Here is a 26,663-nt window from a genome sequence, read left to right on the forward strand (position 1 = left end):
GCTGTAGTAGTCAATATAATTTAAATATCCTTAAATTATATTTTTCCCTTGTTCTGGATCGCGAGACTGCTCTGCCTGTTCGCGTATTTCGTCGGTATCACTGCTCACATCATCAAGCGTTTTAGTTTGCTCAACAGTTTCACTTTTTTCGCTTTGTACTTGCGATGGTTGTTTTTCCTCTAAGCTAGAAACATGTTCACTAGGGGTTGTGAGTATAATTCTCTCTCGTGCGTCATCTGGCATGCTGATATTTTGTTTAGTGAACTCATTGACTAATTCGCGCATAAGCTGCGAGGCTACTTTTAATGGACTGTGCTGCTCGCTATTAACCCAAAAATACAAAACGAAGTTAATAGTAGATGAGCCTAAATTTTTTATTAAAACTTGCGCAGGTGGGTCGCTAAGTACCGCATTTTGTTGATTGGCAATATCTAGGGTAAGAGTTTGTGCGCTGCGTATATCGTTATCGTAGCCAATACCAATTTCTACTTTTCCGCGCATTTTTGGATTAGCAGTCAGATTTTTAATAGTGTTTTTGTACACTGTTGCATTGGGTATTTGAATATGATTGCCATCGTAATCAACAAGCGTGGTTGCTCTTGCGGTTACTTTTTTAACAATACCTAATCGGCCATCTACTTCAATTACATCGTCAATTTTAAAAGGTCTTTGTACGCTCAGTAATAAACTGGCAATAAAGTTCTCTGCTATGTCTCTAAAAGCAAAGCCTAGTATTAAACCGATTAGCCCCGTACCACTCATAATGGCAACAGCAAACTGAGTAAGCCCTGCTAAACGTAAAAATAAGTACACGCCAAATAAAATAATTAAAGTGCTTATACTGCGCCTTACAACTAAATGAACCAGTTTACTGTCTGTCATATAGTCAATGGGCTTTATAAGCAATCGTGAAAGCGGCCCTGAAATTAAGTAGCTTAGTGCTAAAAGTATTATTCCGAGCAACAGTGTGGGTAATATTTGCGCTGTTGCATGAAGTAATTGCACAGCTTGTTCGTGAAAAAACTGCCACGAAAACACATCCCCTTGAAAACTTTGTATGCTGGGGAGCGTATTGTTTAACGCTATATTGTTTGATTGGCTGCTAGGCATGGCTTATCGTCCGTGTTTAGTTTTTATAATCGTTAATAATAGACCGTTAATAATAGGCAGTAGCAAGTTTAGTACCAAACGCTTTATTTAACTTGGCAAACATTTTGCTGTAGTAATGTAATACAAATATTGAGGTTTAGAATGAAAGAAGCTAAACGAGGACAGCAAGCAGAGCAGCCTGCACATATCCCTTTTATAGGCTGGTGGGATATTGTTAAACGTATTTTTAAGCAAATGAGCGAAGATAATTTATCTATAGTAGCTGCCGGTGTCGCATTTTATGCACTGCTTGCTATTTTTCCAGCCATTGCGGCGATGGTATCAGTGTATGCGTACTTTTCATCCCCAACAGATATTAGTGAGCACTTAAGTAAAGTAGTTACTTTGCTTCCACCAAGCACCAGCGAACTGATTTTATCTCAGGTTTCTAACCTTGCTAAAACATCAAGTGCCAGCTTGAGCTTAAGTGCAATTGGTACGCTCATACTTACCATTTGGAGTAGTTCTAAGGGCAGCCAAGCACTTATTACTGCATGTAATATTAGTTATCGTGAATATGAAAAACGCTCATTTTTTCAGGCTCAATTAGTACGCTTTTTATTTTCGGTAGGAGCGATTGTAGTTGCAATTTTTGCGCTATTGATTATTGGTATCCTACCTATTGTACTTAATTTAGTGGGGCTAAAAGAAAGTATAGATTTATTAATTAAACTCATTTCTTGGCCATTATTGGCTTTTACCTTTAACTTTGCATTGGTGCTTTTATATCGTTACGCCCCGCATCGTAAACCTGCTAAATGGCGTTGGATCACAATGGGATCGTCTATTGCTACCGTGCTTTGGATTTTGGCGTCTATAGGTTTTTCATTTTATGTGTCGCGTTTTTCTAGTTACAACGAAACGTATGGCTCGCTTGGTGGTGTAGTGATCATGTTGATGTGGCTGTATATCAGCGCTTATATAATCACATTAGGTGCGGTAATTAATGCAGCAACTGAGCAGCAAACAGGTAAAGACAGTACTATAGGCCCAGCTAAAGAGCGTGGGCAGCGAGGCGCCTATGTAGCAGATCACCTCGATGTAAAAAACGAATAAATTGCCGATTAGTTAGCTAAGTTAGTGAGTGCAGTAAGCTGCTCTTTAAACTCTTGTGCTGCGGGACCAAGCCTGTCGTTGTCGTTGCACATTAAATATAAGTTAAGAGTGCGAGTAGTCCCTTGATCTAAATTAAGTGCAATGAGGGTTTGATCTTCAATTAAATGTGCAATTTGTGTTTTTGGCAGCCAAGCGTAACCTAAATTTTGACTAACCATATCAATAGAGTTGCGTAAGTGGCTTACTGTCCAGCGCATATCAGCACCTAGCCAGCCTTCATTGTGACTAGTGTGAGTTGCTGAGTCGCGAACTACTATTTGCCGGTGTAGCTTTAAATCACGAAAGTTGAGTTGTTCAGTATGTTGTTGTAATACATGGTTTTTATGCGCAACCGCTATAAACTCTATATCGCATAACGTACTGCAACTAATTCCATAGATAGGAATTGACGAAATAGCTAAATCAACTACTGAGTTATGTAATAATTCGTTTGCACCTGTTAGCACGCTTTCTACTAAATCAATTTTTAAAAGAGGGTAAAGCTCACTCGTTTTAGCAAGTGCTTGGTATAAAATAGCGTGTGGAAAAACTTCATCAACGGCTATTTTTAAGGTGCTTTCTACGCCTTCGCTAAGAGTGCTGGCTACTGATTCTATTTTAGTTGCTTCTTCAATTAAAAATTCAGCTCTGCGTAAAATGAGCTTACCGCTATCGGTTAAAAATGCTTTACGACCTTTTACTTCAAGCAACTTAATTTGCAAGGCGGCTTCAAGTTTTTGCACAGCGTGGTGTACGGTTGATTGGCTTTTATGTACAGCTGCGCTTGCGCCTGCAAACCCGCCATGATCCACAACCGCTTTAAACATTCGCCATTGCTCTAATGTTGCTTTTGCCATTTTAAAATCCTGCTACTACTTTATATCTGATTGCTTAACTTGACCGCACAGACGCATTATTTATTGCGTAACAGTGATTTTTTGTCTACTTATTTTAATAAAGCTACTTTTTTATCAGCTAGAAGTGCCATAAAACTGCTTTTATTTAAAGGTTTTGAAAATAGATAACCTTGTCCGTAATCGCATCCAGCTTCCAGTAGTAGTTCCATTTGTAATTTAGTTTCAATTCCTTCGGCAATTACTTTTAAGCCTAATTGATGCGCCATAACGATTATGGCTTCACATAATGCAAGTTCTTGGCTGTCTGCTTTAATATTATCGACAAAACGTTTATCTATTTTTAAATAATCGGTGTCCATTTCTTGTAAGTAAGCGAGCGACGAATACCCGGTACCAAAATCATCAAGAGCAAGTTGCATCCCCGATTTTACTAATTCTTTTAGGCGTCTTTGTGTTAGAGCTTCAGGGTTAACCATTAAGCCTTCAGTTATTTCTGCGACAATTGACGAAGCAGGCAGTTTTGCTGCTTTTAGCATATCGTACCATTCATCTATGCCACTCTCTGGAGTGGATAATTGCACAGGCGATACGTTTACACTTATTTGAAAAGTTTCATCGGTTATTGCTTTTATATCGTTAAGTGTTTGCAGGGCTTGGGCAAATACAAATTGACCAATTGCATTTATTTGCCTGGTTTCTTCAGCAAGTGGAATAAATGCGATAGGGCTAATTAGGCCTTTTTCGGGATGCTGCCAACGAATAAGCGCTTCAGCTTTATGAATATGTAAATCGTTTAAAGCAACTATGGGCTGATAAAATAACTCAAACTGTTCAAGTTCTATGGCACTTCGTAAGTCTTTTAATAGCACCATGCGCGCATGTGCATATTCGCGCATGTCAGCAGAGAAAAACTCAAAACAGTTACGACCGTTACTTTTTGCCTTGTACATTGCCTGATCGGCTGCTTTTAAAAGCTGTTCAGTACTTTCGCCATCATTAGGTGAGCACGCAATACCCATGCTTGCACTAATAAATAACTCTTCGTTTTCAAGGTACAAAGCTGACGATAGGCTAAGTAAAATATTACTCGCAATTTGATTAATATGGCGGGTGCTTTTAATGTGATTAAATACAATAACAAACTCATCACCACCAATTCTTGCTACAAACTCAGCATTTTTTGCCGACTGTACTATGCGTTGCGATACGAGTTTTAATAAGTTGTCGCCATAGTGATGGCCCAATGTGTCATTAATATCTTTAAAGTGATCAATATCTAAAAGCATGACAACCAATTGATTATCGGAATTAACAATACTTGAAAATCGTCTATTTAAGCGCTCTTTTAATTCTAAACGATTGGGTAAGCTAGTTAGATGGTCAAAATGAGTTTGTCGCCATATGGTTTCATCAGCTTGTTTTTTTTCTGTTATGTCCGTAAAAATAGCCACGCGACGGGTTGGAATATTTTTCTCATCGTATACAGTGTCTATTTTTAGCCACTCGGTATAAATATCACCGTTCTTTTTACGATTTACTATTTCACCTTGCCAACGGCCAGTATTTCTAAGTTCTGCCCACATTTTTTGATAAAACTCTTTAGTGTGCTTGCCTGATGACAAAATATGACTGGTTTTACCAATGACTTCTTCTTTACTGTATTGCGTTGTTTTACAAAAAGCGGGGTTTACATCGTAAATAATGCCGTTGGGGTCGGTTATCGTCATGCCTTCACTACTGTTGTTGTACACAAGCGATGCTAAGTGAAGTGCTTTTTCATTGGTTTTTTTCTGACTAATATCTCTAAGCACAACGATGTATTCATTATTTTTTTTAAGCGCATTAATACGAGCTTCAAAAAAATGCTCTGTTACACCTTCTCTTACCTTAAATTCAATAGTTTGCGAGCTGTCTAAATGTGAAAGGAGTAATTGGGTATTAGCTTTCGATAATAAGTCAGAGAGCTTTGAGGTTGATCCGGCTTCTATTTCAAATAGCGAATTAATATTACCACCGATATAAAGTATTTTTCCAAGCGCGTTTATACGTAAATAGGTATCAGGTAGTGCATTGAGTAAGCTCATTAATTCATTGTGTTTATTTTTTAATTTAGCTTCTGCCGATAAGCGAGTCACAGCCATTACTTCAAAACGGTCGTAAAGTGTGTGTAATTCGGGGCTATTTGGTTTTTTTACGTGCTTAGGCATTGTGCCGCTAGCAAGTTCGTCGGTTGCATGTGACAAATCAGTGATAGGGTCAAATATGCTTATTTTAATAAGTCGTCTGGCAAGTAATACGAGTAATAGAATCGCGACTAAAAATACGATGATTGTTTTAGCAAAATTAGCATTAACCTCGTTAATAAAATCGTCTACCGAGACCGCGATGTAGATATCTAAATTATTATTGTGTTTGTCGTTATAGATAACAGAACGATGAAAAACTTGGTTTTCGCCGCTCGCATTTTTGAAAACAGCTAATGAACTATTGTCGTGAAGTAAATCTGTATCTGTGATTTTTTTACCCAACTCGCTTGGGCGCTTAGGGTAATTAGCGAGTATTAAGCCGTTAGAGTCAGCAATAACTGCCTTGGCATTGTTAGGTAGCTCAGCTTGGCTTAACGCAATGTTCCACCAATTTAATGCAATTACAGTAACAAGTGCACCTTGTACTTGGTTATTACTATTTATTATAGGGTACGCAAAGTTAACGCTTTGAGCTTGAATACTTCTATCGTATTGAAAGTACCCAACAGAAAAACTCTTATTATTAATGGCATTTTGAAAATAATGTCTATCGCTTATATTAATATTATTACTTCGGCCATTTGTTACGCATTTTAAGTCGCCGTTTTTATCAACAATACCTATATTTGCAATATTGCTGTATAGAGCTTTTATTTCAAAAAAATAGCTAGGGCAGGTAGTGGGTAACTTTCCAGTATTTGCAGCTTTACCAGCTAAAAAAATAGTTAACCGCTGTACATCGTCGACCATTGTTTTTTGATGATGGGTCAAGTGCTTGGCGATGTTAATTATTTTTTCTTCACTTTTCTCAATCGCAGCGTCGCGCTCAAACCACAGTGTAAATGCAGTTACGACTGCACCGGGAATACTGAGTAAAATTAATAACCGGTAAAGCTGGCTTTTAAGTGATGAAGTAAAAATAAGTTTTTCCCTAAGCTCAATTTCTAAAAAATGATTGTAGTCAATAATGATAAAAATAACCATACAACATATAGGGTTGTATTAAATAGTTATTAAAATTTAAGTGTTTTTCTATAAATATGGCATTTTAAAAAAGGTAAATCATTGTCCTAAATACATAAATAATAAATTCTGCATTTTTGATTCTAAAAAATAGAATGTTTAGCTCGATTTAAAGACATAGTTGTTTTGTTTAATGAATGATTTAATAACTTTATCAACTTATTCTTTCGAGTGAATTAAAAAATGAAAATATCAAAAATACTTACCGCTTATACAACTCAAGATGGCGACGGCGTAAGCATCAGCCGTATTCCAGGATTTGATGGTAAATATTTAGATCCCTTTTTAATGATTGATGAACTTAAGTCAGACGACAAAAAAGATTATATGGGAGGCTTTCCTGAGCATCCGCACCGAGGAATTGAAACGTTTACATATATTCTAAAAGGCGGCTTTGAACATCGCGACCAAATGGGTAACAGAGAGGCAATTAAAGCTGGCGATGTACAATGGATGAGTACCGGGCGCGGCGTTATGCACAGTGAAATGCCACTCGCTGATGCTGTTGACGGTTTGCATGGCTTTCAAATTTGGATAAACATGCCAAGCGCGCAAAAAATGCGTGAGTCACGCTATCAAGATACTACAAAAAATCCAGCTCCGAGTTTTACTAACACACAAGGGGTGACGTTAAAAGCACTGGCAGGATCGTGGCAGTTCGAAAGTGAAACGCTTACAAGCGCTCTGCAAAGTTTAGCTGCTAATGCGGCGCTTGCTGATATTACATTACCTGCTGGTAAAAGCATGAATTTAGAGCCTATTAGCCAACAAAAAGTAATGCTTTATATTCATAGCGGCTCACTAATAATGAGCGACAATCAAACAATACCAACGGGCAAGTTACTTATTTTAGAATCAGGTAGTGATATTAATATTAGCTCTGAGCACGGCGCTGGTGTTTTGGTTTTAGCCGGCGATCCCCTTAATCAGCCGATTGCTCATATGGGGCCGTTTGTAATGACGACTCAAGCTGAAATCCAGCAAGCAGTGCGTGATTATCAAAACGGCGAGTTTGGCAAAATTTAACGGTATTTTTAGGAGAGTTTCATGGGATTATTAGTTAACGGTCAATGGCAAGATAAATGGTACGACACTGATTCAAGTAATGGTAAGTTTGAGCGCGAGGCGGCGCAATTACGTCACTGGGTAACTGTTGATGGTAGCGCTGGAATAACGGGCGAGGCCGGTTTTAAAGCTCAAGCGAACAGGTATCATTTATATGTATCGCTGGCATGTCCTTGGGCGCACCGAACACTTATATTTAGAGCATTAAAATGGTTACAAAACTTAATTACTGTGTCGGTTGTTAGTCCTGATATGCTTGATAGTGGTTGGGAGTTTGATACGAAAAATCATAGTACTGGCGATGCATTATTTAATAGTAATTACTTACATCAAGTTTATACAAAAAATAACCCTGAGTATTCTGGGCGAGTAACGGTTCCCGTATTGTGGGATAAAAAGCTCAATAAAATTGTTAGTAATGAGTCTGCCGATATTATACGTATGTTTAATAGTGCATTTAATGAATTAACAGGTAATAAAGATGATTACTATCCTGAGGCACTGCAACCAAAAATTGACGAATTAAATGCACTGATTTATCCAAATATAAATAATGGTGTTTATCGTACGGGTTTTGCTACAACTCAAGATGCGTATGAAGAGGCGTTTAACGATTTATTTAAAGCACTCGATTCAGTAGAGAGCATACTGAACAAACAGCGGTATTTAACAGGGGATAACTTCACAGAAGCTGATTGGCGATTATTCACCACGCTCATTCGATTTGATAGTGTGTATGTTGGTCACTTTAAGTGTAATTTGCGGACAATTGAAAGCTACCCAGCTTTGAGCGGATACCTTAGAGATTTATATCAAGTTGAAGGTGTGGCAGAAACGGTTGATTTTTACCACATTAAACGTCATTACTATTTTAGCCATACAATGATCAATCCAACACAAATTGTGCCAAGTGGCCCAAGTATTGATTACTTATCCGATCACGGTAGAAATGTTTAGCGTTTAAGCCAACAGCCTAACAAGCCAGCCGTATTTTCTTACCAGGCTGGTTTCGCCTTTCCCTGCTTGTACAGCTGCACCGGCTAAAAAGGCACTTGTTAGTCCCACTTTAGTTGCGGCAAAACGCTTAAGTCTGTATTGAAACGCTGCATGATGTTGGCGTTTCAACTCGCTGCGCGTATCCATCTGCTTACTAAGAGCATCAACGTTTTCATTCGGTGCTTTAATTAAGTAGTTAACTAACATAGTAATTTCCTTATAAGTTAAACAGTTGTTTTAAGCTTTTAAGCGTTTTACTAAAGCCAATTTTATTGCTTAAGTAAACTGTATTTTTCCAGAGCCATGCTAAACAAGCAACTTGCAGCAGAGTAGCTGTCGCAATACTAAGCCATACTGATCCAAAAAGATCGAATACACCGTATCCAACAGCGCCTAATACTCCTGCCCACAACAACACCAAACCACTGGCAAAACAGCCTAAAAATATAGTGATCAATGCAAGCGATCTAAGCGACAACCGCCATTCAGCTTTAGCTAGCTGATGGGTGATCTTTCCTTGAGTTTGGTAATCATCCTTGAGCTGCTTAGAGTACTCTAAAAGCTTTGCTATATGATCTTGCCAATCGTCCTTTTGGCGCTGCTGCTCAGTAGCTTGGTCTTGTGCATTACCATCCTTGGTTGCGGTTGTTTGTGGGTTATTCATCACTAATTACTTACGACGGAACAATGAAGTAATTAGCATACCCGCAGCAAAAGCAATACCCGCAGTTGCTAGTGGATTTTCAGACGCGAAGGCACGGGTTTTAGCTGTACATTCACCTAGCTTTTCACGTGCAATAAGTTGTTTTTCACTTAGTGCTTCTGCTGAACTAGAAGCGCCTTTACGAACACTACTTTCAGCTGTTGCTGCTTTGCTAGAAAGTGCATCTACAGCGTCGTGGGCCGCTGATGTTGCTTTCTCTGTAAGAGGAGATTCAGTATTTGTTAGTTTAACGTCAGGCTTAACATCTGAAGTTGTGTTCGGTTTCGTATTTGTTGCAGTAGCCATAATCAATCCTTAATGAGTTAAAAAATTTAAATAGTGATTTAGATGATGCAATGATTAAACCAAGCTTGTTATTTTATTTAAAATATTGAATTTTATGATTTTTATTTTGTTTCTTTATTTTTTTATAGTTGGCAATTTAAACCAAACAGTAAGTATTACTACATCGTTAGGTAAATTTTACAAAGAAGATAAAAGCGCATAAAAAATTGTAAATATTCATTGGTTATTCAGTAAGCAATGCATGTAAACAAAAGGTTATAAAAAACAGAAGCGATATTTTTTTCATTACAATCCCACTTTTTCCCACGTAATTCAAACGCTTCGCTCAAAGCCTTATTTTTTCTAGCTTTGGGACTTACTAAAGCTGGTCAGCTTACTTGACAAAATGGCTTGTCAAGCCCTAAACTGGAGCACTGTGGTAAAAAGTGGTTTTTAGTGGATCACACTGGATAAAAATAAACAAAAGTTGAATAAAACAATTTTAAAGTAGGTTTTTTATGTTTCGTGGCGCGAGTTCGCTGAGTTTGGATGATAAGGGGCGTTTTGCGGTACCGACCAAGTACCGAGAATCTCTATTGTCTGAAGATCAGGGAACGGTTATTTGTACCGTCGCACTAAATGAGCCGTGTTTATGGTTATATCCGCTGGCTGAGTGGCTCGAAATAGAAAGCCGTTTAGCAAAAATTTCTAATATGAATCCACGAGCTCGACGAATGCAACGTATGTTGCTAGGTAACGCGACAGAGTATCAACTTGATAAAAACGGTCGAATTTTGCTTGCGCCATCATTACGGGCTCATGCATCACTTGGCAAAAAAATCATGCTAGTTGGTTTGATGAATAAATTTGAAATTTGGGATGAGGCGCGTTGGCATGAGCAAATGCAACAAGATACTGAGCTTGAAAGGCTTGGTGACTTTGAACCTAACCAAGATTTAGATAACTTCACACTTTAACGGCACAAAAAAAGGCAAATAATAGCTAATGACAGCGCAATTTGAACACGTATCCGTATTAATGGACGAAACCATCGATGCCCTTGCAATTAAGCCAGACGGTATATACATGGATGGAACTTTTGGACGTGGCGGCCACTCTGGACAAATTTTAGCACGCCTTGGTGATGAAGGTCGCCTGCAAGCAATTGACCAAGATCCACAAGCGATACAATCAGCCGAAAAATTTGCAGATGATCCACGTTTTGCAATTGCCCATACTCGTTTTTCAAATCTTTACGAAGTAGCAGAGCAAAACGATCTGATTGGTAAAGTAGACGGCATTTTATTAGACATTGGTGTCTCGTCGCCACAACTTGACGACGCTGCGCGTGGTTTTAGTTTCATGAAAGATGGGCCACTTGATATGCGTATGGACCCAACAACAGGTCGCAGTGCTGCACAGTGGTTAGCAGAAGCCGAGTTAGATGATATTACTCACGTAATTAAAAAATTGGGCGAAGAAAAGTTTGGTAAACGCATTGCGCACAAAGTGCTTGAAGTTCGAGAGCACACGCCAATTACAACTACAAAGCAACTTGCTGACCTTGTTGATGAAGCTGTGCCTGTAAAAGATAAGTTTAAACACCCTGCAACACGTACTTTTCAGGCTATTCGTATTTACATTAATAGCGAGCTTGAAGAGATTCAAACAGCGTTGCAGTCAGCAGTTAAAGTGTTAAAACCTGGTGGGCGTTTAGTGGTGATTTCGTTTCATTCACTAGAGGATCGTATTGTAAAACAGTTTATTAGAAAACAGAGTCGGGGAGAAGTGTTACCCAGAGGTCTGCCTTTAACTGATGCACAAATAAATAAAAATCTGACGTTAAAAGCAGTGGGTAAGGCTATTAAGCCAAGTGCTGTAGAAGTAGAGCGTAATCCTCGTTCTCGTAGTTCTGTACTTAGGATTGCACAGAGGTTGGGATGAGTAAAAAAGCGAGCTATCGGCAACCTAATTTATTCTTTGAAATATTAAAAGGCCTAGGAGCTAACAAGCTAACCTCGGCCTTATTGGTTGTGATATTCGCTTCTAGTTTAACTGTTGTGCAAACAACACACCTAGCTCGTGGGCAACTTATAAAGCAAGATCAGTTATTACAAGAACGTGATGAACTCGATTTAGAGTGGCGCTACTTACTTGTTGAAGAAGAATTTTATTCGCAACATGCGCGCATTGAAGAAGTTGCTATATCACAATTAAAAATGAAACGACCTACGAGTCAAGATGAGCAGGTAATAATAGTACAATGAGAAATAGAGGCAAAAAACCAGTCACTAATTTAATCACATGGCGCTTTATGCTGGTGTGTGCAGTTGTGTTTATGGTGTTTGTAACACTCGTATCTCGCGCCGCTTATTTGCAAGTAATAGAACCTGACAAAGCACGTTCAGAAAGTGATAAACGTACAGTGCGTGTTGAAAAACTTCATGTGCAGCGCGGAATGATTTTTGACCGTAATGGTAAAGAACTAGCGGTAAGCGTACCGGTTGTGAGCGTATATGCAGACCCTAAAGCATTGCATAAGTCGCTTGTCTCTAAAGTAATCAAACAAGCGCGTAAAAACGGTGAAGATCACTTATTATTAGCTGAAAATACTGTTGAACTTGATAAACGTACCGCACTTTATTATAAAAACGATTTACGCTGGCGTGAGCTTGCAGACGTATTGCGTATTGACCCTAAAAAGATTAATTCTCGCCTTTTAAACGAACCCTCTCGTCGTTTTGTGTATTTAAAGCGCCAAGTTACTCCAGCTGTAGCAAATTATATTGGCGATTTGCGTTTGCCTGGCATCCATCTACTAGATGAATCTAAACGCTACTATCCTGCAGGTGAAGTTACCGCACATGTTATTGGTTTTACTAATATAGATGGTAAAGGCATTGAAGGCATTGAAAAGCTATACGAAAATGCGTTAACGGGTGAGGAAGGCCGCCGTACTATTCGTAAAGATGCACAAGGGCGTGAAGTAGAAGTACTTGATGAGCGCGAGCGTGTAGAGCCAGAAAGTATTCAGCTAAGTATTGACCAACGTATTCAAGCCATTGCTTACAAAGCCGTTAAATCAGCTGTACTGACTTATAAAGCCACATCGGGATCGGCTATGGTGGTTGATGTTAAAACCGGTGAAGTACTGGCAATGGTAAACAGTCCTTCATTTAATCCAAATAATTTAAGCGATGCAGCCCCTCATAAGCGCCGTAACCGCGCAATTACCGATTTGTTTGAACCAGGCTCAACTGTTAAGCCTCTAGCCATTTTGGCTGGGCTAGAATACGGCGCCATTAAGGCAGATGACACAATCGATACCTACCCAGGTTGGATGCGTTTAGGTGGTAGTTTAGTTAGAGATACCCGAAATCACGGCGAACTAACACTGCGCGAAATACTAAAATATTCCTCAAATATGGGAGTCGCTAAAGTTGCTCAATTAGTGCCTAAAGATTACTTCGTTGGCTTATACCAAAAAGTAGGCTTTGGTAGTGATACAGGTACTGGAATGGTCGGTGAAAGCAGCGGTTTATTTTATCCAAATCGCCGTTGGTCTGATTTTGAAATTGCGACTTTATCGTTCGGTTATGCGATTTCGGTAAGTACTGCACAAATGGCGCGTTTTTATGCCATGTTAGGCGCTGGTGGAGTTAATCGCCCTCTAACTATTTTAAAGCAAGATAATATACCCGAAGGCGAGCGTGTTTTTAAACAAAAAGACGTAGAAGCCGTAGTGCACATGATGGAAAGTGTATTTGAAAAAGATGGTACGGCTCGTAACATAAAAGTTGATGGGTATCGTGCTGCTGGTAAAACAGGTACGTCTAAAAAAGCTGTAGCAGGTGGTTATGGTGATGAATATGTAGGTTATTTTGCAGGTGTAGCACCGGCAAGTAATCCTCGTTTAGCCGTGGTAGTTATGATTAATGAACCAGGTGGTGATGTGTACTATGGAGGTGCCACCGCTGGCCCTGCATTTGCAGAAATCATCTCTAACGCATTAAGAATATTAAACGTAGCGCCTGACAAGGAAGAGGTTGCGTACGTAAAAGGTAAGGACAACGATGCGTGATTTAAAGGACATTTTAAAATACATCGAAATTGATGCGCCCTCGCAGTTGGTAAAACATTTACGCCTTGATAGTCGTGAAGTAACGCCAGGCGATGTATTTGTTGCTATTAAAGGCCATGCACTTGATGGCGGACAATTTATTAATAAAGCAATTGAAAATGGCGCAACAGCTATTATTGCTGACAGATTATGTGAATTTGAAACAAGTTTTGAGCCACTATATTTAGTCTCGGAGCTTGATAAAAAGCTTCCAGAATTAGCAAGTCGCTTTTATAACCAACCAAGTCAGACTCTTGATTTAATTGGCGTGACAGGTACAAATGGTAAATCGACCACCACAGCAATGATTGCCCACTTGGCGCAATTTTGTAATACAGAGTCGGCCATTATAGGGACTTTAGGTTACGGCCACCCTGATAATTTAATTCCACTGATTAATACCACGCCTTCTGCGGTTGATTTACAACATATTTTGAGCGATTTAAATTCGCAGCATAAAAAGCTGGTAGCTATGGAAGTGTCATCTCATGGGTTAGTACAACAGCGTGTTGCTAAATGCGCGTTTAAAGCGGCTGTGTTTACTAATCTTTCGCGCGATCACTTAGATTACCATGGTGATATGGCAAGTTATGGTGATGCAAAACTAATGCTTTTTCGTGATTTTGAGCCTCAAGTTGTAGTGCTTAATCAAGATGATTCTCAAGCTGAGCAATGGCTTGAAAAGTATGACTTCAATAACTTAATTTGTTATGGCCGCAAAAACTTAGCCCCTAAGAATGCCCGATACGTTTATTTTTCTGATGTTGAATATTCAAGTGAAGGTATTTCGGCTCAGTTATCGACGAGTTGGGGTGATATGTCGATTAAATCGCCTCTGTTTGGCGAATTTAATTTATATAACTTAACGGCAGCGCTCGCTACATTACTAGGGCTTGGTTATCCGCTTGAGCAATTAGTTGCAGGTTGTGCGCAGTTACAGCCAGTAGCTGGACGAATGCAAGCATTTAGTCAAGCAGGCATGCCAACGTGTGTTGTTGATTACGCCCATACGCCAGATGCACTTACGCTTGCATTACAAGCATTGCAGCAACACGTGCCAGGTGGAGTAAGTTGTGTTTTTGGTTGTGGTGGCGACAGAGATAAAGGTAAGCGCGCATTAATGGCGCAAGCTGCAGAGCAAAACGCTAATAAAGTTATTATTACCAGTGATAATCCGCGCTCAGAAAACCCTGATGACATTATTGCTGATGTGGCGGGCGGTTTAACCCATCCTCACAATGCACATTTAGAGGTTGATAGAGCAACTGCAATTCGTTTTGCTATTGAAAACGCTACAGCTGATGACGTTATTTTGATTGCAGGCAAAGGCCACGAAGATTATCAAATTATAGGCGATAAGCGCATCGACTTTTGCGATCGCCGTTATGTACAAGAACAACTAAAAAAAGCAGTAAGAGGGATAACACAATGATCCCAATGGATTTTAATTGGTTAGCTAATGTGCTAACAACCGATTATCAAGGTGATAATCAACACGTGCTTAATATAAATACTGATACTCGCACAGTGTGCGATGGCGAAGTGTTTTTAGCACTGAAAGGGCCAAATTTTGATGGCCATAAATTTATAGCTGAGGCTAAACAAAAAGGCGCTATTGGCGTTATTGTTCAGCACAAAGTTGATGTCGATATTCCACAATTTATAGTAAGCGATACACGTATTGCGCTAGGTGTAATTGGTACTGCTGTTATGGCGCAAGTAGCGCCTAAAACAATTGCAATTACAGGGAGTGTGGGTAAAACCACCGTGAAAGAAATGTGTGCGGCAATTTTGTCGGTTCACGGTAATGTATTAGCCACTAAAGGTAATTTTAATAACGATATAGGCGTCCCACTTACGTTATTACGCTTAGAGCCACAACATCGTTTTGCGGTAATTGAGCTAGGTGCAAATCACTTAGGTGAAATTGCCTACACCACGGCAATGACAAAACCAGATGTAGCCGTTGTATGTAATGTTGCAGCAGCCCACTTAGAAGGTTTTGGTAGCTTAATGGGGGTTGCAAAAGCTAAAGGTGAGATTTTTGACGGCCTTAAAGATGACGGTGTTGCGATTGTTAACTGCGATAGTGAATTTAGCCAGTATTGGTTAGATAAACTTGAAGGACGCAAAGTTAAACGCTTTTCAACAACCGAAAAACTCGATATTTGGGCAGAGAACATCACGCTTGATACCAATGCACGAGCAAGCTTTACGCTTTGCACTCAAAACAAGCAAGTACCTGTTACTTTGGCGTTGCCTGGTAAACACAATATTAGCAATGCGCTTATTGCAGCAGCGCTTACGAGTGAATTTGATGTAACTCTTGAAGAAATAGCCAACGCACTTGCCACAATGGGTGATGTAAAAGGGCGCGTTAATTTAATTGAAGTGTCTGATTTACTGACCGTGGTTGATGATACCTATAACGCCAATGTTAAGTCGGTAAAGGCTGCTATTGACTTGTTAAGTGATATGCAAGGTCACCGCATTTTAGCACTGGGAGACATGGGCGAACTAGGTGAAGACGCACGTAAGTACCATCAAGAAGTGGGCGAGTATGCACTTGAGCAAGGGATTGATGAGTTATTTACATTAGGTGTATTAAGTAAATACGCAAGTGATGTGTTTGAGCTACCTAATCGCCACTTTTCGAGCCGTGAACAGATGCAGCAAAAAATTCAAGACAGTATTAATAAAGTGAATACAAAAACAACAATAGTAGTGAAAGGATCGCGCAGTTCTCGCATGGAATTATTAGTAACCGATTTAGTAAATGGCCAGCAACAAGCCATCAATGGAGTATCAAAATGTTAGTTTGGCTGGCAGAGTATTTAACACAGTATTTTAGTGGTTTTCATGTTTTTTCGTATTTAACGCTACGTGCCATTTTAGGTATTTTAACTGCGCTAATTATGTCTCTTTATTTAGGGCCTAAGTTAATACGTGGTTTGCAACGGATGCAAATAGGTCAAACAGTTCGAGATGATGGTCCGCAGTCACATTTGTCAAAATCGGGCACACCTACCATGGGTGGCTTACTTATTTTAGCGGCTATTTTTACCAGCACGCTACTTTGGGCCGATTTATCAAATAAATACGTATGGGCAACACTGTTTGTAATTGGCTCTTTAGGTATTGTTGGCTTTGTTGATGATTATCGTAAAGTTATTCGTAAAGATCCAAAAGGTCTAATTGCTAAGTGGAAGTACTTTTGGCAATCGGTCATTGCATTAGTTGTAGCCACTGCTTTGTACTTTACCAGTGCACAAGCATCTGAAACATCACTTGTTGTTCCATTTTTTAAAGACGTATTACCGCAATTAGGTTTGTTTTATATCGTGCTTACGTACTTTGCGATAGTAGGTACATCAAACGCGGTAAACCTGACCGATGGTTTAGATGGCTTAGCCATTGTGCCAATTATTTTGGTAGCTGCGGCGCTGGCAATAATTGCTTATTTAACAGGCAATATTAACTTTTCGGCTTACTTACATATTCCACATTTACCGATGGCGAGTGAACTTGTGGTTGTGTGTACTGCCATTGTGGGTGCAGGGCTTGGCTTTTTATGGTTTAACACTTATCCAGCACAAGTATTTATGGGCGATGTTGGCTCATTAGCGCTGGGTGGTGCATTAGGTATTATTGCTGTTTTAGTACGTCAAGAGTTACTGCTTATTATTATGGGTGGTGTATTTGTAATGGAAGCGCTATCGGTAATATTACAAGTGGGGTCGTATAAATTACGCGGGCAACGCATTTTTAGAATGGCACCGATTCATCATCATTATGAATTAAAAGGTTGGCCAGAGCCTCGCGTTATTGTGCGCTTTTGGATTATTTCTGTTGTGCTAGTGCTTGCTGGCTTAGCTACTTTAAAGATTCGATAAATGCAGTATTTAAACGAGATAAAAAACAAACAAATAACAGTGCTCGGACTCGGTGTAACCGGTCTGGGCATTGTGCGTTTTCTATTATCTCATGGCCTTACACCAAAGGTCGTTGATAGCCGAGCAACCCCGCCGGGGATTGATTGGTTAAAAGAGCATGCGCCTAATCTAAATACTCACTTTGGTAATTTGGATGACGCAGAGCTTTGTTCAAGCAATATGATTATTATAAGCCCTGGGCTTAGCTTAAAAATACCAGCTGTTGCAGATGCAATTAACGCAGGTGTTGAAGTGATTGGCGACGTTGAGTTATTTGCGCGCATTAATACAAAACCGGTTGTTGCAGTAACGGGCTCTAACGGTAAATCAACCGTAGTTACACTCGCTTACGAAGTGTTAAAACAAGCAGGCTACAAAGTTGCATTGGGTGGAAATATTGGCACTGCGGTGCTTGATTTACTCAGTGATGATTTTGACGTGTATGTACTTGAGTTATCGAGTTTTCAGCTAGATACCACAACGAGTTTAAAACCTGTGAGTGCAACGGTATTAAATGTGTCAGAAGATCACCTTGATCGCTACGACAGCTACCAAGCTTATATAGACTCAAAGCTAAGTATTTATGACGGTGTAGAGCTTATTGTTGTCAATGCAGACGATATGCAAACACATCCAGTTGAGCGCGGTACAACCCCCCTAATCAGCTTTGGTGCTCAACAAGGTGATTACCATTTAGCGCAACATAATGGCGAAACTCACTTTATGGTTAAAGGCGATGCCTTTTTACCTGTTGATACGCTTGCGGTAGTGGGTAAGCACAATTATTTAAATGCGCTTGCAGTAATGGCGCTTTTAAGCCCGTTTGAAGTAAGCAAAGAGCAATATAAGAACGCGTTAGGTCAATTTAATGGGTTGGCTCATCGCTGCCAGTTTGTAGCTGATCTTAACGGTGTAAAGTATTTTAACGATTCAAAAGCAACGAATGTTGGAGCAACTATTGCTGCAATAGATAGCTTGGCAAGCAACGGCGAAAACCTAATTGTTATTGCCGGTGGCGATGCCAAAGGCGCTGATTTAACTCCCCTCAAACCCTACATAGAACAGCATGTAAAAGCATTAATTTGTTTTGGTAAAGATGCAAGTGACTTAGCTGCGATTACCAATAAAAGCTATTTAACTAACAACATGGAAGAAGCCGTTACTTTGGCCAAAGTACTTAGTAGTACTGGTAATATCGTTTTATTAGCCCCCGCATGTGCCAGCATTGATATGTATAACAACTATATGCAACGCGGTGATGACTTTGTTCAGTGCGTAATGGAAGGGCAGTTATGATTGCCTTTGCCGATATAAAAGATGCATTAACACCTAAACCTTCAGGTCAGTTGTATGATGTACCGCTGCTGTACTGTGTAATTATGCTAATTGGTGTTGGTTTTATCATGGTAACCAGCGCTTCAATGCCTACCGCAGAGCGGTTATTTGATGACCCATACCATATTACCATTCGCCACAGTATGTTTTTGGCAATGGCTTTTGTGCTTTTTTGGATAAGTGTTTGTGTGCCAATGGATTGGTGGAAACGATCAAACCCTTATTTATTAATACTAGGTATGGTGCTGTTAATAGCGGTATTGATTATTGGTCGTGAAGTGAATGGCGCTAAACGATGGATTCCTATTGGCCCCGTTGGTTTTCAGGTGGCTGAGGCTGCTAAATTGTACTTTTTTAGTTATATTGCGGGTTATTTGGTAAGAAAACGAGAAGAAGTACAAGAAAATATTAAAGGCTTTGCAAAGCCAATTGCTGTATTTGCAGTGTATGCACTGCTTATTTTACTACAGCCCGATTTGGGCACAGTGGTTGTTATGTTTGTTACAACGGTTGGTTTGCTGTTTTTAGCTGGCGCTAAGTTATGGCAATTTTTTGTACTTATTTTAACGGGCGTTGGTCTGGTTGTATTACTTATTATTGTTGAACCCTACCGTATGGCGCGCGTTGTAGGCTTTTTAGACCCTTGGGATGATCCTTTTGGTAAGGGTTATCAGTTGGTGCAATCACTAATGGCGTATAGCCAAGGCGGTTGGTTTGGCCAAGGCTTAGGTAACAGCGTACAAAAGCTACAGTATTTACCTGAAGCGCATAACGATTTTATTTTTGCTGTAATAGGCGAAGAGCTTGGTTTAATAGGCGTTGTAAGTATTTTAACGGTGCTTGGTACCTTGGTATTTAGAGCATTATTAATTGGTCAACAAGCGCTTAAATGTGGCAAAGAATACGAAGGTTATTTTTCGTTTGCTATCGGTATTTGGTTTGCATTTCAAACTATGGTGAATGTAGGTGCGAGTGCGGGAATTTTACCGACGAAGGGTTTAACCCTGCCGTTCATTTCTTATGGTGGCTCAAGTTTATTAATTATGACAATTGCCACGGGTATTTTATTACGCGTAGATTTTGAAACCAAAATGGCAACCAAACAAGCCACCTCAGGTGGAGGTAAGCGATGAGTAAAAAATTAGTAGTAGTGGCTGGTGGAACTGGCGGGCATATTTTCCCCGGTATTGCAGTGGCTGATTATTTAAAACAGCAAGGCTGGCAAGTTAGCTGGATAGGCACACCTGATCGAATGGAAGCGAGCGTTGTACCTAAACACAATATAGATATTGATTTTATTAATGTTAAAGGTGTTCGTGGTAACGGATTAAAGCGTCTTATTAAAGCCCCATTCATGGTAATTAATGCAGTATTGCAGGCGCGTAAGGTATTGAAAAAACAGCGCCCTGATGTAGTACTTGCAATGGGCGGTTATGTTACGGGTCCAACGGGAATTGCCGCAAAAATTTTAGGCATTCCGCTGGTTATTCACGAGCAAAACGCTGTAGCGGGTATGAGCAATAAACTGTTAGCTAAGGTGGCTACACGTGTATTAGCGGCATTTCCAAGCGCTTTTACACAAGGCCAAGCTGAATTAGTTGGAAACCCAGTCCGCCAAAGCGTTATGAATATAGCCAAACGTGATGTATCAAGCCCTATTAATATTTTAGTAGTGGGCGGTTCGCTTGGTGCACAAGTGCTTAATCAAACATTACCAGAAGCATTTAAAGTACTAAATAATACAGCTCCAATAAGTATATGGCATCAAACAGGTAAGGGTCATTTACCCACTGTAGAAGCAGCTTATAAAGCGCATGGCTTTGTTGACGATAATACAAAAATAGCTGAATTTATTGATGATATGGACGCAGCCTATAGCTGGGCTGACATTGTAGTTTGCCGTGCTGGTGCGTTAACTGTTAGCGAAATTGCAGCAGCAGGTAAAATGGCCGTGTTTGTTCCGTTTCCACATGCCGTGGACGACCATCAAACAGCGAATGCACAATATTTAGTGATGGCTAATGGCGCATTATTAATGCCACAAGGTCAGTTTAATAAGCAATCAATTGTTGAACTATTAAGCCCTTATTTAGCCCAACCTTCATTAATTACTGAAATGGCGACTAATGCAAAAAAACAAGCCATTTTAGGTGCCACAGCAAGCGTAGCAACGCACTGTGAGCAAGTAACAAATAAGAGAAAATAAGTGAAAGAAACGTCAGTACAAGAAAAACACACGCGTCCGGCAATGCGTCGAATAGAAACCATTCATTTTATTGGTATTGGTGGAGCAGGCATGGGCGGTATTGCAGAAGTACTCGCTTTTGAAGGCTACCGTATTACCGGTTCTGACATTGCCCATAGCGCTATGACAGATCGTTTAATTAAAGCCGGTGCTGAGGTATTTATTGGCCATCACGAAAATAACGTGAAAGATGCCAATGTAGTGGTTGTTTCAAGTGCGATTGACGAAACAAATCCTGAGATTATTGCAGCAAAGGCAGCGAGAGTACCGGTGGTTCGCCGTGCAGAAATGCTTGCTGAACTAATGCGTTTTCGCCACGGTATAGCTATTGCGGGAACGCATGGTAAAACAACAACAACAAGCTTGATCGCTAGTATTTATGGGCAAGCAGGGCTCGATCCAACTTTTATTATCGGTGGCTTATTAAATAGCGCAGGCAGTAACGCAAAAGTAGGTAAAAGTGATTTTTTAATTGCCGAAGCTGATGAAAGCGACGCATCGTTTTTACACTTACAACCAATGGTATCGGTGATCACAAATATTGAAGAAGATCACATGGATACCTACGGCGGCAGTCTTGAAAAAATGAAAGACACGTATGTAGATTTCATTCATAACTTGCCGTTTTATGGTTTAGCCGTTGTATGTATTGATTCTGAGGTGGCTGCTGAGCTAATACCGCGTTTTGGTCGTCCAGTCATCACGTACGGCGAATCGAAGGATGCTGATTATCGCATGAGCGACTTTAGCCAATCAGCTAACACGTGCACATTTACAGTAACTAACAAGCAAGGCGAAAGTTTAACTGCCACGTTGAATATGCCTGGTCGACATAATGCACTTAATGCAACCGCTGCCATTGCGGTGGCAAAAGATCAAAACATTGCGAACCATGCAATTTTAGAAGCGCTGCAGAAGTTTGAAGGTATTGGTCGTCGTTTTCAGCACTATGGTGAATTTGAAAACGAGCGTGGCAATGTGATGTTGGTGGATGATTATGGACATCATCCTTCTGAAGTTGCAGCAACAATTGCAGCAGTACGTGAAGGTTGGCCTGATAAGCGTTTAGTTATGGTGTATCAACCACATAGATTTTCTCGCACACGCGACTTATACGAAGACTTTGTAAGAGTACTCGCTGATGTCGATCAGTTATTATTACTCGACGTGTATAGCGCTGGTGAAGAGCCAATTGTTGGCGCAGACAGCAAAAGCTTATGTCGTAGCCTTCGCCAGCGTGGTAAAGAGCCGCTACACGTAGCAACAAATGCAGAGCTTGCAGGTGTTTTGGCCGCAAATTTACAAAACAATGATTTAGTATTAACCCAAGGCGCTGGTAATATAGGTCAGTTAGTTAAAACATTAGCTGCAACGGGTATGTCGATAGAAAAACTTAAACAAGGTGAAGTATGACTCAGGTAAATACACAATTTGGTAAAGTAGCGGTACTGCTAGGTGGTAACTCAGCAGAACGTGAAGTGTCTTTACGATCGGGTCAGGCTGTTTTAAATGCGCTGCAAAATAGTGGTATTGATGCTATTGCATTTGACCCGCAAAATCGCTCTTTGTGGGAGCTAAAAGAATTAAATGTAGAGCGCGTTTTTATCGCTTTACATGGTCGTGGTGGCGAGGATGGTACAGTACAGGGCGCACTTGAATTTATGAACCTGCCTTACACGGGCAGTAATGTACTGGGTTCAGCGCTTGCTATGGATAAAGTACGTTGTAAACACTTATTTAAATCAGCAGGTTTAAGCACCGCACCTTATGCCGTAGTTGATGCTAAAAAAGGCTTTGACGCTGCAGCTATTATGGATGAGTTTAAAAAAGTAATGGTTAAGCCATCACATGAAGGCTCAAGCATAGGTATGGCGCAAGCGAGTACAGCACAAGAGCTTGAAGACGCATTAGCTAATGCATTTAAGTTTGATAACCAAGTGCTTGTAGAGCAGTGGATCACAGGGCGTGAATTTACAATTACAGTGCTTGGCGACGAAGTACAACCAGTCATTGAAATGACTACGCCAAATGGCTTCTACGATTACCAAGCTAAGTATCAATCAAATACAACGCTGTATCATTGCCCGGCAGATTTATCAGAGCAAGATACTAAGTACTTACAAGCTATATCGCTAGATGCATTTGATTTAGTAGGCGCAAGTGGTTGGGGTCGTGTTGATGCTATGCAAGACGAGCAAGGTAACTTTTATCTGCTTGAAGTAAATACAGTACCAGGCATGACTGAAAAGTCCTTAGTGCCAATGGCGGCAAAAGCGAATGGGGCAACGTTTGAACAATTAGTTGTTCGCATTTTAGAGCAAACGCTTTAATATGCATCCCCTTTTAGAAAAAGCTCAGCAATTAAAACAGCAACTTAACTTTAATTGGTCGCTGATTTTTGGAGTGAGTTTTTTTCTGGTTGTGGTTATTGGCCTAATACAAATAACCACAGGTGTTTCGGATTGGTTAGTTGAAAACAAAGATGCTCAAATTAAGCACCTTACAGTGCAAGGGCAGCCTAAATACACAGATGAAACGGCAATTATAAAAGCGATTAAAAAAGCCGATTTAAGTAGTTTTTTTGAACTTGATGTTAAGCACGTACAACAGTTAGTTCAAGACTTGCCTTGGGTTGCTACGGCTTCGGTACGTAAACAATGGCCTGATACTATACAAGTATATGTTGTTGAACATGAAGTTGTAGCCCACTGGAATAGCGACTTATTGCTTAATCAGAGTGGCCAAGCATTTCAAGCCAGCAGCGATAAGTTAGATGATGACTTACCGCAGTTATATGGCCCAGAAGGTAGCGAAGAAGAGGCGTGGGTTGCTTTTAAGCAATTTGATGAAATGCTAAAAGTTAATGGTTTAACATTAACAAGTTTGGCATTGTCGGAGCGCTTTTCGTGGCAACTATGGCTAGATAACGGAATACGCTTAAATTTAGGGCGTAAAGATAAAGCCAAGCGTGTACAACGTTTTATAGACGTTTACCCACGAATGGAACAACGTGCAGATGCACAAGTAGATACAATCGATTTACGGTATGATACCGGCCTTGCAGTAAGCTTTAAGCCAGTGCAAGAAGAACAATTACAAAATAAGAGTAAGGCATGACTAAGTCAGCAGAAAGAAACCTAGTAATAGGGTTAGACGTTGGCACCTCGAAAGTGGTTGCCACGGTAGGTGAAATCACCGCAGATAACAAGCTCAGCATTGTTGGTGTGGGCAGCCAAGTATCTCATGGTATGGATAAAGGCGGCGTTAACGATTTAAACTTAGTGTCTGAGTCTATTCGCCGAGCAATAGATGAAGCCGAGTTAATGGCTGATTGTCGTATTAGCTCTGTGTATTTGGGTATTTCTGGCAAACATATACAGTGTCAAAACGAAAGTGGTGTTGTCGCTATTAATAACACTGAAGTCACTGAAGAAGACATTGAAAATGTAATTCATATTGCGCGTTCTGTGCCTATTTCGGCAGAGCGTAAAATGCTGCATGCATTGCCGCAAGAATACAGTATCGACATGCAAGAGGGCATTAAAAACCCATTGGGCATGAGTGGTGTTCGTATGGAAGCGCGTGCACACATTATTACGTGCTCAAACGATATGGCAAAAAATATCGAGAAATGCGTAGAGCGCTGTGGTCTTGAAGTTGATCAGCTTATCTTTACTGCGTTAGCATCATGTTATTCTGTGCTTACGCCAGATGAAAAAGAGCTTGGTGTTGCAGTGCTTGATATTGGCGGCGGTACTATGGATATCACCATTTATATTAATGGTGCGCTTCGTCACTCTGCCGTTATACCTGTGGCTGGTAACCAAGTTACTGGTGATATTGCAAAAATATTTCGTACACCTATATCACATGCAGAGTCACTCAAAGTACAATACGCATGTGCTAGTAGCCAAATGGCTAGTAGTGAAGACACGATTGAAGTACCTAGTGTAGGCGGGCGACCAGCAAGATTGATGTCGCGCCATACATTATCTGAGGTGGTAGAGCCTCGTTTTAGAGAATTATTTGAACTTGCGATGGAAGAAATTCGTCGTTCAGGCTTAGAAGACCAAATTGCGGCAGGTCTCGTTATTACAGGCGGAACTGCTAAAATGACTGGCGCGATGGAAGTGGCAGAAGACATCTTCCAAATGCCAGTAAGAATAGGCAAACCAATCGGGATGGTTGGTTTGACAGATTACGTAGACGATCCTTCGTACGCAACCGCTGTTGGTTTGTTACAATACGGACGTACCATGCAATCGATGAATGCACAAAAGTCGAAAGCAGAGGGTAACAATAATTGGTGGAACCGCATTACTAAATGGTTCCAAGGCGAGTTTTAAGACTCAAGTCGGAGAGTAAACATGTTTGATATAATGGAACAACACAGCGAAGAAGCTGTAATAAAAGTAATCGGCGTGGGCGGTGGTGGCGGTAACGCTGTTGAGCACATGGTAAAACAACAAATAGAAGGCGTGCGTTTTATAGCCGCTAATACGGATGCGCAAGCATTACGTAACTCTGCTGCCGATATTACAGTTCAACTAGGCACGCAAATAACCTCTGGGTTAGGTGCGGGCGCAAACCCTGAAGTAGGTCGTAAGTCGGCTGAAGAAGATGCAGATACAATTCGTGCCAGCCTTGAAGGCGCCGATATGGTATTTATTGCAGCAGGTATGGGCGGTGGTACAGGTACTGGTGCAGCACCGGTAGTTGCTAAAATTGCTAAAGAACTCGGTATTTTAACCGTTGCAGTTGTAACACGTCCTTTTGATTTTGAAGGTAAAAAACGTGCAGCAGCCGCTGAACAAGGCATTAATGAATTGTCAGAAATTGTAGACTCACTTATTACAATTCCGAACAATAAATTGCTTAAAGTTTTAGGAAAAGGGACTACACTTCTAGATGCCTTCGCTAAAGCTAATGACGTATTATTTGGCGCGGTACAAGGTATAGCTGAGCTAATTACACGTTCTGGTCTAATTAACGTGGATTTCGCCGATGTTAGAACCGTAATGTCAGCAATGGGTACAGCCATGATGGGAACGGCGTCTGCGTCAGGTCCTGATCGTGCACAAGAAGCTGCAGAAGCGGCTATCTCAAGCCCACTACTAGAAGATGTTGATTTAACCGGTGCTAAAGGTATCTTAGTTAATATCACCGCTGGTATGGACATTGCGATTGAAGAATTTGAAATTGTTGGTAACCACGTTAAAGCACTTGCGTCAGAAAACGCAACGGTTGTTGTAGGTGCGGTAATCGACCCAGAAATGACTGATGAGCTACGTGTAACGGTTGTTGCAACTGGTTTAGGCGGCGATCGTCGTCCACAGTTTGGTATTGTTGATAACGGCTTTAAAAAAGCGTCAGGTTCTGATGTTGCAAGCACATCAAACCAAACGAGCAGTATGTACGTACCAAGCTTTGCAAGCCAAGATACAAACACTGAAGAAAACACTGCTAAAGAGCAAGCGCAAAGCAAAGAAAAAGCGCCTTCAACTAGTTCGAGCAGTGCAAGTTCTTCAGCGCAAAACAGTAAAAAAGTGGATAAATCAGAAGGTGGTGATTATTTTGATATCCCCGCTTTTTTACGTAAGCAGGCTGATTAA

The 26,663-nt window shown here is 40.4% G+C and carries 24 protein-coding genes; 18 read left to right on the forward strand and 6 right to left on the reverse strand.

What is annotated here, in order from left to right; genetic code table 11:
* Positions 1–30: 30 nt before the first annotated feature.
* The gene (locus PX700_RS14365; RefSeq protein WP_479521064.1) at positions 31–1,110 is read right to left on the reverse strand and encodes a mechanosensitive ion channel family protein; all 1,080 of its coding nucleotides are present in this window, start codon (positions 1,108–1,110) and stop codon (positions 31–33) included.
* A 141-nt stretch (positions 1,111–1,251) separates the two neighbouring features.
* On the opposite strand from PX700_RS14365, the gene PX700_RS14370 reads away from it, so the two are divergent.
* Entirely contained in the window at positions 1,252–2,205 is a 954-nt protein-coding gene (locus PX700_RS14370; protein ID WP_479521065.1) for a YihY/virulence factor BrkB family protein, read from the forward strand.
* Between the two features lie 8 nt (positions 2,206–2,213).
* Here PX700_RS14370 and PX700_RS14375 read toward each other — a convergent pair whose 3' ends face one another.
* Positions 2,214–3,101 carry a LysR family transcriptional regulator gene (locus PX700_RS14375; RefSeq protein ID WP_415636702.1) on the reverse strand — a complete coding sequence of 296 codons (888 nt, stop codon included), beginning with the start codon at positions 3,099–3,101 and terminating at the stop codon, positions 2,214–2,216.
* Between the two features lie 89 nt (positions 3,102–3,190).
* Positions 3,191–6,331 carry an EAL domain-containing protein gene (locus PX700_RS14380; protein ID WP_479521066.1) on the reverse strand — a complete coding sequence of 1,047 codons (3,141 nt, stop codon included), beginning with the start codon at positions 6,329–6,331 and terminating at the stop codon, positions 3,191–3,193.
* A gap of 222 nt (positions 6,332–6,553) precedes the next feature.
* On the opposite strand from PX700_RS14380, the gene PX700_RS14385 reads away from it, so the two are divergent.
* Together PX700_RS14385 and PX700_RS14390 are read left to right on the forward strand one after the other, a co-directional pair.
* Positions 6,554–7,396, forward strand: a complete 843-nt coding sequence (locus PX700_RS14385; RefSeq protein ID WP_479521067.1) for a pirin family protein — start codon at positions 6,554–6,556, stop codon at positions 7,394–7,396.
* A 21-nt stretch (positions 7,397–7,417) separates the two neighbouring features.
* The gene (locus PX700_RS14390) at positions 7,418–8,392 is read left to right on the forward strand and encodes a glutathione S-transferase family protein (RefSeq protein WP_479521068.1); all 975 of its coding nucleotides are present in this window, start codon (positions 7,418–7,420) and stop codon (positions 8,390–8,392) included.
* Positions 8,393–8,395: 3 nt separating this feature from the next.
* On the opposite strand, the gene PX700_RS14395 is transcribed toward PX700_RS14390, so the two are convergent.
* From PX700_RS14395 to PX700_RS14405, 3 genes are read right to left on the reverse strand one after another with little or no spacing between them, the layout of a single operon-like run.
* On the reverse strand, positions 8,396–8,638 hold the full coding sequence (locus tag PX700_RS14395) for a hypothetical protein (protein ID WP_197179429.1): 243 nt from the start codon (positions 8,636–8,638) through the stop codon (positions 8,396–8,398).
* Positions 8,639–8,648: 10 nt separating this feature from the next.
* Positions 8,649–9,095 carry a hypothetical protein gene (locus PX700_RS14400; protein ID WP_197179427.1) on the reverse strand — a complete coding sequence of 149 codons (447 nt, stop codon included), beginning with the start codon at positions 9,093–9,095 and terminating at the stop codon, positions 8,649–8,651.
* 6 nt (positions 9,096–9,101) lie between these two features.
* Positions 9,102–9,440, reverse strand: a complete 339-nt coding sequence (locus PX700_RS14405) for a DUF883 domain-containing protein (RefSeq protein WP_197118610.1) — start codon at positions 9,438–9,440, stop codon at positions 9,102–9,104.
* A gap of 497 nt (positions 9,441–9,937) precedes the next feature.
* Between PX700_RS14405 and mraZ the strand changes: the two genes are divergently transcribed.
* The 15 genes from mraZ to ftsZ are packed head-to-tail and all read left to right on the forward strand — an operon-like array spanning position 9,938 to position 26,663.
* The gene (mraZ, locus tag PX700_RS14410; protein ID WP_007582904.1) at positions 9,938–10,396 is read left to right on the forward strand and encodes a division/cell wall cluster transcriptional repressor MraZ; all 459 of its coding nucleotides are present in this window, start codon (positions 9,938–9,940) and stop codon (positions 10,394–10,396) included.
* A gap of 28 nt (positions 10,397–10,424) precedes the next feature.
* On the forward strand, positions 10,425–11,363 hold the full coding sequence (rsmH, locus tag PX700_RS14415) for a 16S rRNA (cytosine(1402)-N(4))-methyltransferase RsmH (RefSeq protein ID WP_197179423.1): 939 nt from the start codon (positions 10,425–10,427) through the stop codon (positions 11,361–11,363).
* Entirely contained in the window at positions 11,360–11,686 is a 327-nt protein-coding gene (gene ftsL / locus PX700_RS14420; protein WP_415636695.1) for a cell division protein FtsL, read from the forward strand. The genes rsmH and ftsL overlap by 4 nt, the downstream gene beginning before the upstream one ends.
* Positions 11,683–13,500: a peptidoglycan D,D-transpeptidase FtsI family protein gene (locus PX700_RS14425; RefSeq protein WP_479521069.1), complete on the forward strand. Its 1,818-nt coding sequence runs from the start codon at positions 11,683–11,685 to the stop codon at positions 13,498–13,500. Before ftsL ends, PX700_RS14425 begins: the two co-directional genes overlap by 4 nt.
* Positions 13,493–14,971, forward strand: a complete 1,479-nt coding sequence (gene murE, locus PX700_RS14430; RefSeq protein ID WP_479521070.1) for a UDP-N-acetylmuramoyl-L-alanyl-D-glutamate--2,6-diaminopimelate ligase — start codon at positions 13,493–13,495, stop codon at positions 14,969–14,971. The genes PX700_RS14425 and murE overlap by 8 nt, the downstream gene beginning before the upstream one ends.
* Complete coding sequence (locus PX700_RS14435) at positions 14,968–16,356, forward strand: UDP-N-acetylmuramoyl-tripeptide--D-alanyl-D-alanine ligase (protein WP_479521071.1); 1,389 nt, start codon at positions 14,968–14,970, stop codon at positions 16,354–16,356. Before murE ends, PX700_RS14435 begins: the two co-directional genes overlap by 4 nt.
* Positions 16,350–17,432 carry a phospho-N-acetylmuramoyl-pentapeptide-transferase gene (mraY, locus tag PX700_RS14440; protein ID WP_479521072.1) on the forward strand — a complete coding sequence of 361 codons (1,083 nt, stop codon included), beginning with the start codon at positions 16,350–16,352 and terminating at the stop codon, positions 17,430–17,432. The genes PX700_RS14435 and mraY overlap by 7 nt, the downstream gene beginning before the upstream one ends.
* Positions 17,433–18,767 (forward strand): UDP-N-acetylmuramoyl-L-alanine--D-glutamate ligase, encoded by a 1,335-nt coding sequence (murD, locus tag PX700_RS14445; protein WP_479521073.1) that lies wholly within the window; start codon positions 17,433–17,435, stop codon positions 18,765–18,767. It begins immediately after the preceding gene.
* On the forward strand, positions 18,764–19,939 hold the full coding sequence (gene ftsW / locus PX700_RS14450; RefSeq protein WP_479521074.1) for a cell division protein FtsW: 1,176 nt from the start codon (positions 18,764–18,766) through the stop codon (positions 19,937–19,939). Before murD ends, ftsW begins: the two co-directional genes overlap by 4 nt.
* On the forward strand, positions 19,936–21,012 hold the full coding sequence (murG, locus tag PX700_RS14455; protein ID WP_479521075.1) for an undecaprenyldiphospho-muramoylpentapeptide beta-N-acetylglucosaminyltransferase: 1,077 nt from the start codon (positions 19,936–19,938) through the stop codon (positions 21,010–21,012). Before ftsW ends, murG begins: the two co-directional genes overlap by 4 nt.
* Complete coding sequence (gene murC, locus PX700_RS14460; RefSeq protein WP_415636687.1) at positions 21,013–22,464, forward strand: UDP-N-acetylmuramate--L-alanine ligase; 1,452 nt, start codon at positions 21,013–21,015, stop codon at positions 22,462–22,464.
* Positions 22,461–23,381, forward strand: coding sequence for a D-alanine--D-alanine ligase (locus PX700_RS14465; protein ID WP_479521076.1), 921 nt, complete (start codon positions 22,461–22,463; stop codon positions 23,379–23,381). Before murC ends, PX700_RS14465 begins: the two co-directional genes overlap by 4 nt.
* A gap of 1 nt (position 23,382) precedes the next feature.
* Positions 23,383–24,168: a cell division protein FtsQ/DivIB gene (locus PX700_RS14470; RefSeq protein ID WP_415636685.1), complete on the forward strand. Its 786-nt coding sequence runs from the start codon at positions 23,383–23,385 to the stop codon at positions 24,166–24,168.
* On the forward strand, positions 24,165–25,397 hold the full coding sequence (gene ftsA / locus PX700_RS14475) for a cell division protein FtsA (protein WP_415636684.1): 1,233 nt from the start codon (positions 24,165–24,167) through the stop codon (positions 25,395–25,397). Before PX700_RS14470 ends, ftsA begins: the two co-directional genes overlap by 4 nt.
* A gap of 21 nt (positions 25,398–25,418) precedes the next feature.
* Positions 25,419–26,663 (forward strand): cell division protein FtsZ, encoded by a 1,245-nt coding sequence (ftsZ, locus tag PX700_RS14480; RefSeq protein ID WP_415636683.1) that lies wholly within the window; start codon positions 25,419–25,421, stop codon positions 26,661–26,663.

Source organism: Pseudoalteromonas sp. TP27 (genome assembly GCF_056470645.1).

What these genes read in the sequence shown, in the direction of transcription:
- PX700_RS14405 (WP_197118610.1), bottom strand. Translation starts at nt 9,440, where the DNA reads ATGGCTACTGCAACAAATACGAAACCGAACACAACTTCAGATGTTAAG.
- PX700_RS14400 (WP_197179427.1), bottom strand. Translation starts at nt 9,095, where the DNA reads ATGAATAACCCACAAACAACCGCAACCAAGGATGGTAATGCACAAGAC.
- murG (WP_479521075.1), top strand. Translation starts at nt 19,936, where the DNA reads ATGAGTAAAAAATTAGTAGTAGTGGCTGGTGGAACTGGCGGGCATATT.
- PX700_RS14465 (WP_479521076.1), top strand. Translation starts at nt 22,461, where the DNA reads ATGACTCAGGTAAATACACAATTTGGTAAAGTAGCGGTACTGCTAGGT.
- PX700_RS14375 (WP_415636702.1), bottom strand. Translation starts at nt 3,101, where the DNA reads ATGGCAAAAGCAACATTAGAGCAATGGCGAATGTTTAAAGCGGTTGTG.
- mraY (WP_479521072.1), top strand. Translation starts at nt 16,350, where the DNA reads ATGTTAGTTTGGCTGGCAGAGTATTTAACACAGTATTTTAGTGGTTTT.
- PX700_RS14470 (WP_415636685.1), top strand. Translation starts at nt 23,383, where the DNA reads ATGCATCCCCTTTTAGAAAAAGCTCAGCAATTAAAACAGCAACTTAAC.
- rsmH (WP_197179423.1), top strand. Translation starts at nt 10,425, where the DNA reads ATGACAGCGCAATTTGAACACGTATCCGTATTAATGGACGAAACCATC.
- PX700_RS14395 (WP_197179429.1), bottom strand. Translation starts at nt 8,638, where the DNA reads ATGTTAGTTAACTACTTAATTAAAGCACCGAATGAAAACGTTGATGCT.
- PX700_RS14425 (WP_479521069.1), top strand. Translation starts at nt 11,683, where the DNA reads ATGAGAAATAGAGGCAAAAAACCAGTCACTAATTTAATCACATGGCGC.
- ftsA (WP_415636684.1), top strand. Translation starts at nt 24,165, where the DNA reads ATGACTAAGTCAGCAGAAAGAAACCTAGTAATAGGGTTAGACGTTGGC.
- PX700_RS14435 (WP_479521071.1), top strand. Translation starts at nt 14,968, where the DNA reads ATGATCCCAATGGATTTTAATTGGTTAGCTAATGTGCTAACAACCGAT.
- PX700_RS14380 (WP_479521066.1), bottom strand. Translation starts at nt 6,331, where the DNA reads ATGGTTATTTTTATCATTATTGACTACAATCATTTTTTAGAAATTGAG.
- murE (WP_479521070.1), top strand. Translation starts at nt 13,493, where the DNA reads ATGCGTGATTTAAAGGACATTTTAAAATACATCGAAATTGATGCGCCC.
- ftsZ (WP_415636683.1), top strand. Translation starts at nt 25,419, where the DNA reads ATGTTTGATATAATGGAACAACACAGCGAAGAAGCTGTAATAAAAGTA.
- murD (WP_479521073.1), top strand. Translation starts at nt 17,433, where the DNA reads ATGCAGTATTTAAACGAGATAAAAAACAAACAAATAACAGTGCTCGGA.
- ftsW (WP_479521074.1), top strand. Translation starts at nt 18,764, where the DNA reads ATGATTGCCTTTGCCGATATAAAAGATGCATTAACACCTAAACCTTCA.
- PX700_RS14385 (WP_479521067.1), top strand. Translation starts at nt 6,554, where the DNA reads ATGAAAATATCAAAAATACTTACCGCTTATACAACTCAAGATGGCGAC.
- PX700_RS14365 (WP_479521064.1), bottom strand. Translation starts at nt 1,110, where the DNA reads ATGCCTAGCAGCCAATCAAACAATATAGCGTTAAACAATACGCTCCCC.
- mraZ (WP_007582904.1), top strand. Translation starts at nt 9,938, where the DNA reads ATGTTTCGTGGCGCGAGTTCGCTGAGTTTGGATGATAAGGGGCGTTTT.
- PX700_RS14390 (WP_479521068.1), top strand. Translation starts at nt 7,418, where the DNA reads ATGGGATTATTAGTTAACGGTCAATGGCAAGATAAATGGTACGACACT.
- ftsL (WP_415636695.1), top strand. Translation starts at nt 11,360, where the DNA reads ATGAGTAAAAAAGCGAGCTATCGGCAACCTAATTTATTCTTTGAAATA.
- PX700_RS14370 (WP_479521065.1), top strand. Translation starts at nt 1,252, where the DNA reads ATGAAAGAAGCTAAACGAGGACAGCAAGCAGAGCAGCCTGCACATATC.